Source organism: Verrucosispora sp. SN26_14.1 (assembly GCF_004307965.1).
Taxonomy (GTDB): domain Bacteria; phylum Actinomycetota; class Actinomycetes; order Mycobacteriales; family Micromonosporaceae; genus Micromonospora.
In genome coordinates, this window is the sequence record NZ_SISL01000119.1 from 1 (window position 1) to 14,374 (window position 14,374).

Here is a 14,374-nt window from a genome sequence, read left to right on the forward strand (position 1 = left end):
GGTACGCCCCGGGCCGCCCACGCGAGTCCGGCCAGTCCGGCCAGCGCGGCCACCCCGGCCACCGATCCCGCGATCCGTCGGCCGGTGACTCGTCCCGTCTGCTCCTTCGGCGCGCGCATGGTTGCCCCCCTCTGCTGATCCCCGCCGTCCACGGTAGCCCTCGCCGTCCGGTTCAGCCGTGGATGCCGGGGCGGAGGGGGCGAGGCTCGCCGGGGCCCAGCCGGTCGGCCAGGTCCAGCAGCCGCCGACCCAACCGGGCCCGGGCCTGCACGGCGGGGTGGGTCGCCCCGAAGTCGTCCGCCCCCGGTTGGCCGGCAGCGAAGAAGGCGTACGTCAGCCGGGGCGTCCCGGCCGTGTCGAAGATCACCCCGGCCTCGTGCCGGGCGTCGCGGAACCAGCCGGCCTTGGTGGCGATCCGGGATCGCTCGGCCGAGGACATGGTGCGCCGGATGCCGTCGGTGAACGCCACCGGCGAGCGCAGCGACCGCAGCACGAACGCCGTCGAGGCGGGGGAGAGCAGGGTGCCGCCGACGAGCGCCCGCAACAGGTCGTGCGTCTCGCGGGCCGTACTGGTGCCGAGGTGGAACCGGGGCGAGTCGGCCACCGGCTGCACGGACGTGTCCGGGAAGCCCTTCGCCACCAGGATCCGGTTGACCTCGACGGCCGGGCAGACCAGCGCGCAGAGCCGCACCGCGACGTCGTCGGAGACGGTCAGCAGGTTCGCCAGGACGAGCCCCACCGTCACCCGGCTGGGGTACGCGCCGGCCAACCCGAAGATGCCGTCGCCGCCCGGCGTGACGGTCTCGGCGGTCACCTCGACCTGCTGGTCGAGGGCGAGCCGGCCCCGGTCGACCGTGTCGAGCACCGCCGTCGCCACCGCGATCTTGTTGACGCTGTACGCCTCGACCGGCAGGCTCGCCGACTCGTCCACCGCGACCACCGGGCCGCCTGGTCCGGCGAGACTGACGTACGCCTGCCAGTCGCCGCCGGCCCGGACCCGCTCCCGCCGGTACGCCGCCCGGACCCGTGCCGCGATCCGGCTCAGGTCGGCCTGCGTTTCGTCCGGATCGCGAATGACCCACTCCCGTCGGCCCGGGGCCCGTCACGGACACCCTAGACCCGGCCCGTGGCGACCGGTCACGGAGTGAGGACCGCCTTGACGCAGCCGTCCTCCTTGCGCTGGAACATCTCGTACGCCTGCGGGGCCTGGTCCAGCGGCAGCCGGTGGGTGCGCAGGTCCGAGACACCGAGCGGGTCCTCGTCGGTGAGCAGCGGGACGATCTCGTCGATCCACCGGCGTACGTGGCACTGGCCCATCCGCAACTGGATGCCCCGGTCGAACATCTCCATCAACGGCAGCGGGTCGACCTCGCCGCCGTACACCCCCGAGATGGAGACCGTGCCGCCGCGCCGGACGGCCTTCAGCGCGGCCTTGAGCACGACCAGCCGGTCCACCCCGGCCTTGTCGATCATCGGGTCGGCCAGCTTGTCCGGGAGCAGCCCGGCGGCGGCCTGGGCGAACTTGCCCAGCGGCGCGCCGTGCGCCTCCATGCCCACCGCGTCGATGACCGCGTCCGGGCCGCGCCCGTCAACCAGCTCGATCAGGGCACCGGGTACGTCGTCGAGCTGGGACACGTCGAGCACCTCCACCCCGTGCCGACGGGCCATCTCCAGCCGCTCCGGCACCAGGTCCAGCCCGATCACCCGCTCGGCACCGAGCTGCCGGCCGACCCGCGTGCAGAACTGACCCACCGGGCCGAGACCGAAGACGGCCAGCGTGCCGCCGGGCGGCGTGTCCGCGTACCGGACGGCCTGCCAGGCGGTGGGCAGGATGTCCGACAGATAGAGCCAGCGTTCGTCCGGGCCGTGGTCCGGCACCGTGATCGGACCGAAGTCGGCGTGCGGCACCCGCAGGAACTCGGCCTGCCCACCGGGCACCGAACCGTAGAGGGAGGTGTAGCCGAACAGGGCCGCGCCCTTGCCCTCGGCGGTCACCTGGGTGGTCTCACACTGGGCGTACAACTGGCGCTGACACATCCAGCACGACCCGCAGGCGATGTTGAACGGCACCACCACCCGGTCGCCGGGCTTGAGCCGGGTCACCCCCGACCCGACCTCCTCGACGATTCCCATCGGCTCGTGCCCCAACACGTCACCCGGCTTCAGGTACGGCCCCAGCACCTCGTACAGGTGCAGGTCCGAGCCGCAGATGGCGGTGGAGGTGATCCGTACGATCGCGTCGGTCGGCTCCTCGATCCTCGGGTCGGGCACGGTCTCCACCCGTACGTCCCGCTTGCCCTGCCACGTCAACGCCCGCATGTCGGTACCCCCTGAGTCGTCGCCTGAGTGGCTGCTACCCGACCCGACGCGCTTCAACCGACCCCGACCCCGACTCCCTCCCGCCTCCCGCCTCCCGCCTCGTCATGATCCGCACAACTACCTGTCTCGCCCTCGTCGACCGAGGGGCGTCGATCATGGAGTGGTGGTGCCAGTAAAGCCGTCCAAATCGCCACAGAACCGCAGCCGCAACTCCATGATCGGCGCATGCGGCGGGGTGTCGTGGTGCGGGTGCGGGTGCGGGTGCGGGTGCGGGGTGGGTGTGCGAACGGCCGCCGTGCCGGGGGTGGCAGGGCGGCCGTTCGACGTGGCCAGGTGCGGGGGCGGGCCCGACGGGTCGGGGCCCGGCGGGTCAGGTGCCGGGGGTGTCGCTCCGCGTGGTGGTGGCGGCCAGGTAGTCGCGGTTCAGGCGGCCGATGGTGGTCAGCGGGATGCCCTTCGGGCAGACCACGGTGCACTCGCCCGCGTTGGTGCAGCCGCCGAAGCCGGCCTCGTCGTGCGCGTCCACCATGCCGATGACCCGGGTGTACCGCTCGGGCTGGCCCTGGGGGAGCAGCGAGAGCTGGGTGACCTTGGCGGCGGTGAAGAGCATGCCGGAGCCGTTCGGGCAGGCGGCCACGCAGGCGCCGCAGCCGATGCAGGCGGCCGACTCGAAGGCGGCGTCGGCGTCGGCCTTGGCCACCGGGACCGAGTGGGCCTCCGGTGCGCTGCCGGTGGGGGCGGTGATGTACCCGCCGGCAGCGATGATCTCGTCGAACGAGTTGCGGTTGACCACCAGGTCCTTGATGACCGGGAAGGCCCGGGCCCGCCACGGCTCGATGTCGATCGTCTCGCCGTCGGAGAACTGGCGCATGTGCAGCTGGCAGGCGGTGGTGCCGCGCTGCGGCCCGTGCGCGTCACCGTTGATCATCAGGCCGCACATGCCGCAGATGCCCTCGCGGCAGTCGTGGTCGAAGGCGACCGGCTCCTCGCCGGAGAGGATGAGCCGCTCGTTGAGGACGTCGAGCATCTCCAGGAAGGACATGTCCGGTGAGACGTCCTCGACCTGGTAGGTCACCATCCGCCCCTTGTCCTGGGGGCTGGACTGACGCCAGATGCGCAGGGTCAGGTTCACTTGTAGCTCCGCTGCGTGGGGTGGACGTATTCGAAGTTCAGGTCTTCCTTGTGCAGCACCGACGGCTGCCCGGTGGCGGTGAACTCCCACGCGGCGACGTACGCGAAGTGCTCGTCGTCGCGCTGGGCCTCACCGTCGGGAGTCTGGTGCTCGGCGCGGAAGTGGCCGCCGCAGGACTCCTCCCGGTGCAGGGCGTCGATGCACATCAGCTCGGCCAGCTCGAAGAAGTCGGCGACCCGGCCGGCCTTCTCCAGCGACTGGTTCAGCCCCTCGCCGTCGCCGGGCACCCGTACCCGCTGCCAGAACTGGTCACGCAGCGCGCGGATCTCGTCGATCGCCTTGCGTAGCCCGGCCTCGGAGCGCTCCATGCCGCAGTGCTCCCACATGATCTGGCCCAGCTCGCGGTGGAACGAGTCCACCGTGCGGTCGCCGTCGATCGCGAGCAGCCGCTGGATCCGGTCCTCGACGTCGCGACGCGCCTCGACGGCCGCCGGGTGGCTGCCGTCGACCTGCTCGAACGGGCCGGCGGCCAGGTAGTTGGCGACCGTGTTCGGCAGCACGAAGTAGCCGTCGGCCAGCCCCTGCATCAGCGCCGAGGCGCCGAGCCGGTTCGCGCCGTGGTCGGAGAAGTTCGCCTCGCCGATCACGAACAGGCCGGGGATGGTGGACTGGAGGTCGTAGTCGACCCAGAGGCCGCCCATCGTGTAGTGCACGGCGGGGTAGATGCGCATCGGGACCGCGTACGGGTCCTCGCCGGTGATCCGCTCGTACATCTCGAAGAGGTTGCCGTACTTGGCCTCGATGGCCTTGCGGCCGAGACGCCCGATGGCGTCGGCGAAGTCGAGGTAGACGCCGAGCTTGGTCGGGCCCACGCCACGGCCCTCGTCGCAGACGTACTTCGCGGCCCGGGAGGCGATGTCCCGGGGCACCAGGTTGCCGAAGGAGGGGTAGATCCGCTCCAGGTAGTAGTCCCGCTCGTCTTCCGGGATGTCCTGCGGGTTGCGGTCGTCGCCCTTGGTCTTCGGCACCCACACCCGGCCGTCGTTGCGCAGCGACTCGCTCATCAGGGTCAGCTTCGACTGGTGGTCGCCGGAGACCGGGATGCAGGTCGGGTGGATCTGGGTGTAGCACGGGTTGGCGAAGTACGCGCCCTTGCGGTGTGCCCGCCAGGTGGCGGTGACGTTGCAGCCCTTGGCGTTGGTGGAGAGGTAGAAGACGTTGCCGTAGCCGCCGGAGGCGAGCACCACCGCGTCGGCGAACTCGGTGCTGATCTCGCCGGTGACCATGTCCCGGACGACGATGCCCCGGGCCTTGCCGTCGATGATGATCAGCTCCAGCATCTCGTGCCGGGCGTTCATCTCCACGTTGCCCAGGCCGATCTGCCGCTCCAGCGCCTGGTACGCGCCGAGCAGCAACTGCTGGCCCGTCTGGCCGCGGGCGTAGAAGGTGCGCTGCACCTGGGCGCCGCCGAAGGAGCGGGTGTCCAGCAGGCCGCCGTACTCGCGGGCGAACGGGACGCCCTGGGCGACGCACTGGTCGATGATGTTCACCGACATCTCGGCCAGCCGGTGCACGTTCGACTCGCGGGAGCGGAAGTCGCCGCCCTTGACGGTGTCGTAGAAGAGGCGGTGCACCGAGTCGCCGTCGTTGCGGTAGTTCTTGGCGGCGTTGATGCCACCCTGCGCGGCGATCGAGTGGGCCCGGCGCGGGCTGTCCTGGTAGCAGTACGACTTGACCCGGTAGCCCTGCTCGCCCAGCGTGGCGGCGGCGGCACCGCCGGCCAGCCCGGTGCCGACCACGATGACGGTCATCTTGCGCCGGTTGGCCGGGTTGACCAGCTTGGCCTCGAAACGGCGGCGTTCCCAGCGGGTCTCGATCGGCCCGTCGGGAGCCCGGGTGTCGGCGACCGGGTCGCCCTCGGTGAACAGATCCATGGTCAGGACACCAATCCGGTGAGTACGGCGAACGGGACCAGGAGGTAGCCGGCGCAGAGCACGACGGCGAAGGTCAACGCCACCAGGCGGGCCCGCTGCTCGCCACGGGGCGTCTGCTGCCCGAGGCTGCGCAGCGCGCTGAAGATGCCGTGCCGCAGGTGGAAGCCGAGCGCGACGATCGCCAGCGTGTAGAAGAGCGTGACGTACCAGCGCGCGGGCGCGAAGTCGGCCACCACGTTGGCGTACGGCCGGGACGGGTCACCGACCGGGTTCAGCGTGCCGGTGGTCAGGTCCAGGATGTGGTAGATCACGAAGAGCAGGATGATCACGCCGCCCCAGCGCATGGTGCGGGCGGCGTAGCTGCCCCGGACCTTCTTGCGGTGGGCGTAGCGCACCGGGCGGGCGGCGCGGGCGCGCAGCGCGAGGACGGTGGCCGCCCAGATGTGGCCGAGCACCGAGACCAGCAGGCCGATCCGCATGATCCAGAGGAACCAGGCGTGCGGCAGCACCGGGCCGCCGATTCCGCGCAGCCAGTGCGCGTAGTCGTTGAACGACGTGTCGCCCGCGAAGACCTTGAGATTGCCCAGCATGTGCGCGATGAGGAAGAGCACCAGGAAGATGCCCGTCACCGCCATGACCGCCTTCAGTCCGACATTGGATCGGATGGGCGACCGCGTTCTCGTCGTGACTACCACGAGCCCGACGCTAGGAGCACTTTGATCAGTCGTCCAATGCATCGACACCGCAGTCTTGATAGCCATAAGCTATGTAGATGCAGCTCCATCAGCTGAAGTACTTCGTAGCAGTGGCAGAAGTACGACATTTCACCCAGGCAGCCGACATCGTCGGCATAACTCAGCCCTCGTTGAGTAAGCAAATTCACGCTCTGGAGGACAGCCTCGGTGCGCCGCTGTTCGAGCGGGTAAGGGGGAACATCACTCTCACCGCCGCCGGCGAGGTGCTGCTCCCGCTGGCCAAGCGGATCCTGGCCGACGTCGACACCGCCACCCGGGAGGTGCAGGAGCTGGTCGGCCTGCGGCGCGGCCGGGTACGCCTCGGCGCCACCCCCAGCCTGGCCACCTCGCTGGCCCCGCCGGTGCTGCGCCTGTTCCGCGACGCGCACCCCACCATCGACCTGCGGGTGGAGGAGGGCGGCTCCCAGGACCTGGTCCGTGACCTGCTCCGCGGCGACCTCGACCTGGCGTTGATCATCATGCCGGCCCAGGGCACCGACCCCGGGCTGCGCGCCGACCCGATCCTGCGGGAGAGCCTGGTGGTCGCCTCCGTCGACCCGCTGCCGACCGCCTCGACCGGCGACGACCTGCGCATCACCGACCTGCGCGACCAGCCACTGGTGATGTTCCGCGAAGGCTACGACCTGCGCGACGCCACCCTCCAGGCGTGCCGTGCCGCCGGGTTCGAGCCGACGCTCTCCGTCGACGGCGGCGAGATGGACGCCGTCCTCAGCTTCGTCGAGGCCGGGCTGGGCGTCGCCCTCGTACCCGGCATCGTGGTGGCCCGGCGACCCGGCATCCGGGTCACCCGGCTCGCGCCCCCCGGGGTCCGCCGCACCATCGCGGTGGCCCGCCGCCGCGACGTGGTGCCGACGCACGCCGGCCGCGAACTCCGCCGCATCCTGCTGGAGTACGTGCAGACCGCCACCGCCGACGCGCAGCTCCCGCCCGGCGTGGAACCCCTGGCCTAGCCGCTCTCCGCGTCGTCCATGGCGCGATAGATGCGCTGCTCGGAGACCGGGTACGGGGTGCCCAGCGCCTGGGCGAAGACGTTCACCCGCAACTCCTCGATCATCCAGGGGATCTGCCGTACCGCAGCCGAGGTCCGCCGGGCCACCGGCAGCGCCGCGACCATCTCGTCGTACTCCCGTTGCACCACCGCGACCCGGTCCTGCTGCTGCTTGTCCCGCTGCGGGTTCGCCGCCAGCCGGTCCATCCGCCGCTCGATCGCGGTCAGGTAGCGCAGCAGGTCGGGCAGGCGGGCGTACCCGGCCTCGGTGATGAACCCGGCGTGCACCAGGCGGGTGAGCTGGGCACGGATGTCGGCCAGGGCGGCCACCACGGCCAGGTTCCGGGTCGCGCCGAGCCGCTGCTGCACCGCGTACGCCGCGCCGAGCACCGCCCTGACCCGGTCCATCACCTCCACCACCGTGTCCACCAGCCCGGCCCGCACGGTGTCCCGCAGCGCGGCGAAACCCTCGGCGTCCCAGGCCGGTCCACCGGCGTCGCCGACCAGCTTGTCGATCGCCGCCCCGGCCGCGTCCTCGATCAACGCCTGCACCCCGCCGTGCGGGTTGCGGGACAGCGACAGCTTCGCCTCGTTGGAGAGCCGCCCCTGGAGGAACTTCGCCGGTGACGGCACGGTCAACCGCAGCAGCCGTCGGGTGCCCGCCCAGTGCGCGGCCTCCTGCTCGCCGGCCGAGTCGAAGACGCGTACGCCCACCGTGGCGCCCTCGTCCACAAGCGCCGGGTACGCGGTCACCGCGTACCCGGCCCGGACCTGCTCGATGGTGCGCGGCAGGGTGCCGATCTCCCACCCGGTCAGCCCGGTACGCGCCACGTCCGGTGCGGCGGCGGCCACCACCTGGCGTACCTCCGCCTTGAGCCGGCGTTGCAGCTCCGGCAGGTTCTTGCCCTCGGCGACCGGCTTGTCGTCCTCGCCGAGCACCCGGAACGTGACCCGCAGGTGTGCCGGCAGCCGGCTCAGGTCCCAGGCGTCGCGGGGGACCGTCACCCCGGTCATCCGCCGCAACTGCCGGGTCAGCGCGTCCAGCAGCGGCTCCTCGCCGGGGGTGATCGCGGCCAGCGCGGCGCGGGCGTAGTCCGGCACCGGTACGAAGTTGCGGCGCACCGGCTTCGGCAGCGACCGGATCAGCGCGATCACCAACTCCTCGCGCAGCCCCGGCACCTGCCAGTCGAAGCTCTCCGCCGGCACCTGGTTGAGCAGCGGCAACGGGATGTCCACGGTCACGCCGTCGGTCGGGGTGCCCGGCTCGAAGGTGTACGTCACCGGCAGGCTGACCCCGTCGGCACTCCACGAGTCCGGGAAGTCTGCCTCGTCCACCCCGCCCCGACCGGCGTTGACCAGCAGTTCCCGGGTGAACGTCAGCAGGTCCGGCCGCTCGCGCCGCGCCGTCTTCCACCAACTGTCGAAGTGCCGCCCGGAGACCACGTCGGCGGGGATCCGCTCGTCGTAGAACTGGAAGATCGTCTCGTCGTCGACCAGGATGTCCCGCCGCCGGGCCCGGTTCTCCAACTCCTCCACCTCGGTCAGCAGTCGCTGGTTGTCCCGCCAGAACTGGTGGTGGGTGGACCAGTCGCCCTCGACCAGCGCGTGCCGGATGAACAGCTCCCGGCTCAGCGCCGGATCGATCCGACCGAAGGTGATCTTGCGGGAGGTGACCAGCGGTACGCCGTAGAGCGTCACCTTCTCGTACGCCATCACCGCCGCCTGCTTCTTCTCCCAGTGCGGCTCGCTGTAACTGCGTTTCACCAGGTGCTGGGCGAGCGGCTCGACCCACTCCGGCTCGATCCGGCCGTTCACCCGCCCCCACAGCCGGGACGTCTCCACCAGCTCGGCGGCCATCACCCAACGCGGCGGTTTACGGAACAGCGCCGACCCCGGGAACAGCCCGAACTTCGCCCCCCGGGCCCCCAGGTACTCGTGCTTCTGAGCGTCCTTCAGGCCGATGTGGGAGAGCAGACCGGGCAACAGCGACTGGTGCACCCGGGGCGTGTCGATCTCCTCCGGCAGGTCCGCGTTCGGCGTACGCAACACCTGGCGCAACTGGCTGACGATGTCCTGCCACTCGCGTACCCGCAGGTAGTTGAGGTACTCGGCCTTGCACATCCGGCGGAACGCGCTCGACGACAGGGCCCGTTGCTGCTCGCGCAGATGACGCCAGAGATTGAGGTACGCGACGAAGTCCGACTCCTTGTCGGCGAACCGGGCGTGCGCCTGGTCCGCCTGCGCCTGCCGGTCGGCGGGCCGCTCCCGGGGATCCTGGATCGACAGCGCCGCGGCGATCACCATCACCTCGACGGCACACCCGTTGCGCTCGCCCTCCAGCACCATCCGGGCCAGCCGGGGGTCGACCGGAAGCTGGGCGAGACGCCGCCCGAGCGCGGTCAGCCGGCGGTCCGGGTCGGACTCCGTCGGGTCCAGGGCACCCAACTCGTGCAGCAGGTTCACGCCGTCGGCGATGTTGCGCCGATCCGGCGGGTCGATGAACGGGAAGGCGGCGATGTCGCCCAGCCCGATGGCGGTCATCTGAAGGATGACCGAGGCCAGGTTGGTGCGCAGGATCTCCGGGTCGGTGAACTCGGGGCGGGCCAGGAAGTCCTGCTCGTCGTAGAGCCGGATGCAGATGCCGTCCGAGGTACGCCCGCAGCGGCCCTTGCGCTGGTTGGCGCTGGCCTGCGAGACCGGCTCGATCGGCAGCCGTTGCACCTTGAGCCGCTGCGAGTAGCGGGAGATCCGCGCGGTCCCCGGATCCACCACGTACTTGATACCCGGCACGGTCAGCGAGGTCTCCGCCACGTTGGTCGCCAGCACCACCCGCCGCCCACCGTGCGGGGCGAAGACACGGTGCTGCTCGGCGACGCTGAGCCGGGCGTACAGCGGCAGGATCTCGGTGTGCCGCAACGCCGGGCGGTTCTCGACGAGCCTGCCCAGCGCGTCGGCGGTGTCCCGGATCTCCCGCTCGCCGCTGAGGAACACCAGGACGTCGCCGGGCCCCTCGCCGGCCAGTTCCTGCACCGCGTCACCGATGGCCTGGACCTGGTCGCGGACGTTCTCCTCGTCCGTGTCGTCGGCGTCCTCGTCGACCTCGACCAGCGGCCTGTACCGCACCTCGACCGGGTACGTCCGGCCGGACACCTCGACCACCGGCGCCGGCACCCCGTCCGGGTGCTCGGCGGTGGGCGGCCCCGCGAAGTGCCGGGCGAACCGGTCGGTCTCGATGGTCGCCGAGGTGATGATCACCTTGAGGTCGGGGCGACGCGGCAGGAGCTGCCGGAGGTAGCCGAGAATGAAGTCGATGTTGAGGCTGCGCTCGTGCGCCTCGTCGATGATCAACGTGTCGTACTGGCGCAGCATCCGGTCGGTCTGCAACTCGGCCAGCAGAATGCCGTCGGTCATCAGCTTGACCAGGCTGTTCTCGCCCACCTGATCGGAGAAGCGCACCTTGAAGCCGACCACGTCACCGAGCTGCGTGCCCAACTCCTCGGCGATCCGGTCCGCGACCGTACGCGCCGCCAACCGCCTCGGCTGGGTGTGCCCGATCAGCCCGTGCACCCCACGGCCCAACTCCAGGCAGATCTTCGGCAACTGGGTGGTCTTACCCGACCCGGTCTCCCCGGCCACGATCACCACCTGGTGATCACGGATCGCCGCCGCGATGTCGGCCGCACGCTCGCTGACCGGCAACTGCGGCGGGTACGTCACCGTCGGCACCGCCGCGCGTCGGGCCGCCAGGCGCGCCTCCGCCTCGGCCACCTCGACCACGATCTCGGCGAGCGTCTCCTCCCGACGCTGCGGATCGCGCACCTTCCGCAACCCGTCCAGCCGCCGACGCAGCCGACGCTGGTCGCGGAACATCAACGGCGAGAGACGACGGTGCACCTCGCGAACCGGATCGGTCGCGGCGGTGGTGGCTTGATTCTGCATGTCGTGCCCAAGGATAGGCAGCGACCCGCCGACCCGCCTCCTGGTTACCCACCCGCCCGCGTGAAAGGAAGGGCCCCTTCCTAACGCCTCAGGTATAGGAAGGGTCCCCTCCTAACACCGAGCGCGCCTGCGTCGTGCGTGCCCTGCGCCGTGCGTGCCCTGCGCCGTGCGTGCCCTGCGCCGTGCGCGCCTGCGTGGAGCGCGCCTGCGTCGAGCGCGTACAGCGCGGTGCGCGTCCTGCGTCATGTGTGCCTGCGCCGCGTGGGCGTAAGAGGAGCGGCGGTCTATCGTTGACCGCCGAGCCGGAGCGAGTACGGGAACGCCGATGACGATGCGTGACACCGACCGGGCGCTGGTGCAGGCCGCCAGCGCCGTGGCCAAGCTGCGCTGTCGCAGCGCCGCCCACACCCTTGCGGCGGCGGCCCGCACCGTCGACGGGCGGATCGTCTCCGGCGTGAACGTCGTGCACCCCACCGGGGGTGCCTGCGCCGAGGTGGTCGTGGTGGGCACCGCAGCGACCCAGCTCGCGGGCGACCTGGAGACCATCGTCACTGTGGGCGATCGCGGTCGGAGTCTGGTTGCCCCCTGCGACCGGTGCCGGCGGCTGCTCGCCGATCACTTCCCGGCGCTCCGGGTGATCGCCGGCCCGCTGGACACCCCGCAGGTGTACGAGATCACCGATTCACCCACCACGCCCGAGTAACCCTCCTTGCCGGGCCCTAGCGCGCGCCCTCATGATCCGCGCGAAGCGCGCATCGTCATGATCCGCGCAACTTCATTGATACTGCTGCCTCCGGGAGTGGATGAGGCAGCAACATCGGTGAAGTTGCGCGGATCTTGCAGTAGGCCGCATCGGCGCGTACCCGATCACGCCGCCTGGCAGGTTAGGCCGGGAACACCTCCAGATCAACAGACCTGCAGGTCGGGCCGTTTCGACAAGCGGATCGAGACATTCCCGGCAGTGGGAGCGGGCCTCTTCGTCCCGAGAAGGCCAGCGGTCAGGGGCGGTGGCAACGGGCCCCTTCGTCGTCCGGAGGAAGCGGGCGGTCAGGGGCCGCACCGTGGGGCCGGTCTTGCCGGGGGAGAGGCAACTCAGGGGCGGCGTGGGGTCGGTCTTCGGCGGGGGGAGAGGCAACTCAGGGGCGACGTGGAGGTCAGTCTTCAGCGGGCGAGGAGCCAGGTCAGGGGCGGCGTCGCGTGAGTGCGTTGCGGAGTTCGGCGAGGAAGCCGTCGACATCGTCGCGGAGGCGCGTGGCGGTGACGTGGAGTACCAGCCAGCCGGTGCCGAGCAGGCGGTTGAGGCGGCGTCGGTCGCGGTGGAACTGCTCCGGGTCGTGGTGCCAGAGTCCGTCGTACTCGACGGCCACCCGATGCTCGGGCCAGGCGAGGTCGACCCAGGCGATGAACCTGCCCACGGGCTCCACGACGAATTGGGTGACGGGTCTCGGCAGTCCGGCCTGCACGATGCGTACCCGCAGGCGTGACTCGGGCATCGACTCGGCCCCGGGGTCGGCGAACTCGACCACCCGCAGCAGTCGTTTCCCGCCACGGACACCGAGACGGGCGCGGGCCAGGTCCGCCACGTCGTCGAGTCGGACGACACCTGCGAAGGCCAGCCGGTCGACCATCGCGACCGCGTCGTCGAGAGGATGCCACTGGGCGAGGTCCCAGCAGGTACGTCGAGGAGTGGTGACCGGGATGCCGGCGTGCGAGCCGATCTCGTCCATCGACACGTCGGCGCGGTGCACGGTCAGACCCGCCACCGGCCCGAGCCGCCGGTCGGTGGGGACCAGGACGTCTATCGGCTCGTCGACGCGGACCTCGCCGACGCCGAACGACGCGGCGGCACTGCGGCCCGCGACCGCCGCGCCGGGTGGGCGCACCAGCCGCGCCGCGCGACAGCGGGTACGGTGCGTCACCGCGAGTTGGGCGTCGACGTAGACGTCCCGGAAGAGCCGTCGCCAGGCTTTGCTGCGCAGCTCGGTACGGGTGAGTAGCCCACCGGCCACCACCTCGGAGCCTCGGAAGAGTCGCCCGCGTAGTTCCGGGGGCCGTCTGGGAGATACCGGCATCGGCACACCCTGGACGGGCGCGCGGCGTCTCCGCTGTCCCTGTGGACAACCTGTCGCCCGCTGACAGCCCCCGCCCGTGGACAACGGCAGCCGACATCGGAGCAACGTGGTGCCAGCCGAGAACCAGGCGCCCTCGGCGGCCAGTGGACCCGTCGGCGGCCACTGCGTCGCCGGGCCTGATCCGCCGCTGGGCTGGATCCCGGTGGGCCGTGGCAGCGGTGCACCCCGACTCGGCGGGCGGGTGGTCCGGCACCGGCTGGCACCGGACCACCACCGAGTCCGAAGAGAAGCGGAGAACAGACCGACAACAACGGGATGATCAATTGCGGACGTGCGGACGTGCGGACGAGAGGGGTGGGGAAGGGGACGTCAGGCGGCGGCGGACCAGATGGCGCGGAAGGCGGCGGCCTCGCCGGCCAGCCAGCGTTCGATCTCGTCGGGCCTGGCGCTGTCGGGCATCCGGTAGGTGGTGCCGCGCCGGACGTCGACCAGGACCGGCTCGGCGTGCGGCAGGACGGCGTCCATGTGGCGGGCGGTCAGGTGCAGGGCGGCCAGGGTCGCCTCCTCGCTGGGCGGTGCCTCGTCGAAGTGCAGGCGGACCGCTTGGGCGCGGCCGTCGGCGTACCGGATGCCGAAGTGGGGGTTGATCTTGATCGGTAGGTCGCCGAGCATGGCCAGGGCGTCGCGGGTCTGGGCCAGGTTGATGGTGGCCGGCTCGCCGAGCGAGTGCAGCCAGGCGGTCGCGCCGGGGATCAGGGCCTGGTAGAGCGGTCGCCAGCGGGGCTTGACCACGTCGACCACCTGGGTCAGGTGGGTGCCGCCGGTGTGGAAGGCGATGTCGGCCTTGAGTGCCTTGACGAACTGGCCGTGCGGGTTGAACCCGGAGCGGCTGGCCCGCTGCCGACGCAGGCCGCCGACGAAGCTGGCCTTGGTGGGCCCGGTGCGGCCGACGTACCGGGTGAAGCCGAGGAGGGTGGCGTACGGCGTGAGGGGGGCGGAGGTGGGCGCTGTCACGAGCATCCTCCCAGTTCAGGAACTCGATTAGTACATACATTCTAATCGACGGGTCTGACATCGCCCAGAGGAGATAAGGGGCTGATCGGACTGCTCTGGCGGGTGCGTACCGGCCAGGTTCGGAACCCTGACCGGAGCGGCGCGAACGGAGCGGTCCGCACCGTGGGTCGACGCGGCGCGGGTGCTGTCCGGCGGGCCGGCGGCTGTCTCTTATACACACT

At 71.1% G+C, this 14,374-nt stretch carries 10 protein-coding genes; 2 read left to right on the forward strand and 8 right to left on the reverse strand.

The features are described from left to right. Nucleotides 1-172: 172 nt before the first annotated feature. The 5 genes from EYA84_RS13405 to EYA84_RS13425 form a co-directional block, all read right to left on the reverse strand. Nucleotides 173-940 (reverse strand): serine hydrolase, encoded by a 768-nt coding sequence (locus tag EYA84_RS13405; RefSeq protein ID WP_236145747.1) that lies wholly within the window; start codon nt 938-940, stop codon nt 173-175. Between the two features lie 197 nt (nt 941-1,137). Then, nucleotides 1,138-2,319, reverse strand: coding sequence for a zinc-dependent alcohol dehydrogenase (locus EYA84_RS13410; protein WP_131053377.1), 1,182 nt, complete (start codon nt 2,317-2,319; stop codon nt 1,138-1,140). A gap of 370 nt (nt 2,320-2,689) precedes the next feature. Next, nucleotides 2,690-3,451: a succinate dehydrogenase/fumarate reductase iron-sulfur subunit gene (locus tag EYA84_RS13415; protein ID WP_131053378.1), complete on the reverse strand. Its 762-nt coding sequence runs from the start codon at nt 3,449-3,451 to the stop codon at nt 2,690-2,692. Beyond that, nucleotides 3,448-5,385, reverse strand: a complete 1,938-nt coding sequence (locus tag EYA84_RS13420; RefSeq protein WP_131053379.1) for a fumarate reductase/succinate dehydrogenase flavoprotein subunit — start codon at nt 5,383-5,385, stop codon at nt 3,448-3,450. The genes EYA84_RS13415 and EYA84_RS13420 overlap by 4 nt, the downstream gene beginning before the upstream one ends. A 2-nt stretch (nt 5,386-5,387) precedes the next feature. Then, nucleotides 5,388-6,080 carry a succinate dehydrogenase cytochrome b subunit gene (locus EYA84_RS13425; RefSeq protein WP_255446612.1) on the reverse strand — a complete coding sequence of 231 codons (693 nt, stop codon included), beginning with the start codon at nt 6,078-6,080 and terminating at the stop codon, nt 5,388-5,390. Nucleotides 6,081-6,157: 77 nt separating this feature from the next. On the opposite strand from EYA84_RS13425, the gene EYA84_RS13430 reads away from it, so the two are divergent. Continuing rightward, on the forward strand, nt 6,158-7,090 hold the full coding sequence (locus EYA84_RS13430) for a LysR family transcriptional regulator (protein WP_131053380.1): 933 nt from the start codon (nt 6,158-6,160) through the stop codon (nt 7,088-7,090). Here the strand turns inward: EYA84_RS13430 and hrpA are convergent. Further along, nucleotides 7,087-11,067: an ATP-dependent RNA helicase HrpA gene (gene hrpA / locus EYA84_RS13435; protein ID WP_131053381.1), complete on the reverse strand. Its 3,981-nt coding sequence runs from the start codon at nt 11,065-11,067 to the stop codon at nt 7,087-7,089. The two genes, EYA84_RS13430 and hrpA, sit on opposite strands and share 4 nt — an antisense overlap. 325 nt (nt 11,068-11,392) lie before the next feature. Here hrpA and EYA84_RS13440 point away from each other — a divergent pair, with 325 nt between their 5' ends. Further along, nucleotides 11,393-11,770 (forward strand): cytidine deaminase, encoded by a 378-nt coding sequence (locus EYA84_RS13440; protein ID WP_131053382.1) that lies wholly within the window; start codon nt 11,393-11,395, stop codon nt 11,768-11,770. A 478-nt stretch (nt 11,771-12,248) separates the two neighbouring features. On the opposite strand, the gene EYA84_RS13445 is transcribed toward EYA84_RS13440, so the two are convergent. Next, nucleotides 12,249-13,139, reverse strand: coding sequence for an endonuclease domain-containing protein (locus EYA84_RS13445; protein WP_131053383.1), 891 nt, complete (start codon nt 13,137-13,139; stop codon nt 12,249-12,251). Between the two features lie 369 nt (nt 13,140-13,508). Continuing rightward, nucleotides 13,509-14,153: a hypothetical protein gene (locus EYA84_RS13450; RefSeq protein ID WP_131053384.1), complete on the reverse strand. Its 645-nt coding sequence runs from the start codon at nt 14,151-14,153 to the stop codon at nt 13,509-13,511. Nucleotides 14,154-14,374: the final 221 nt, after the last annotated feature.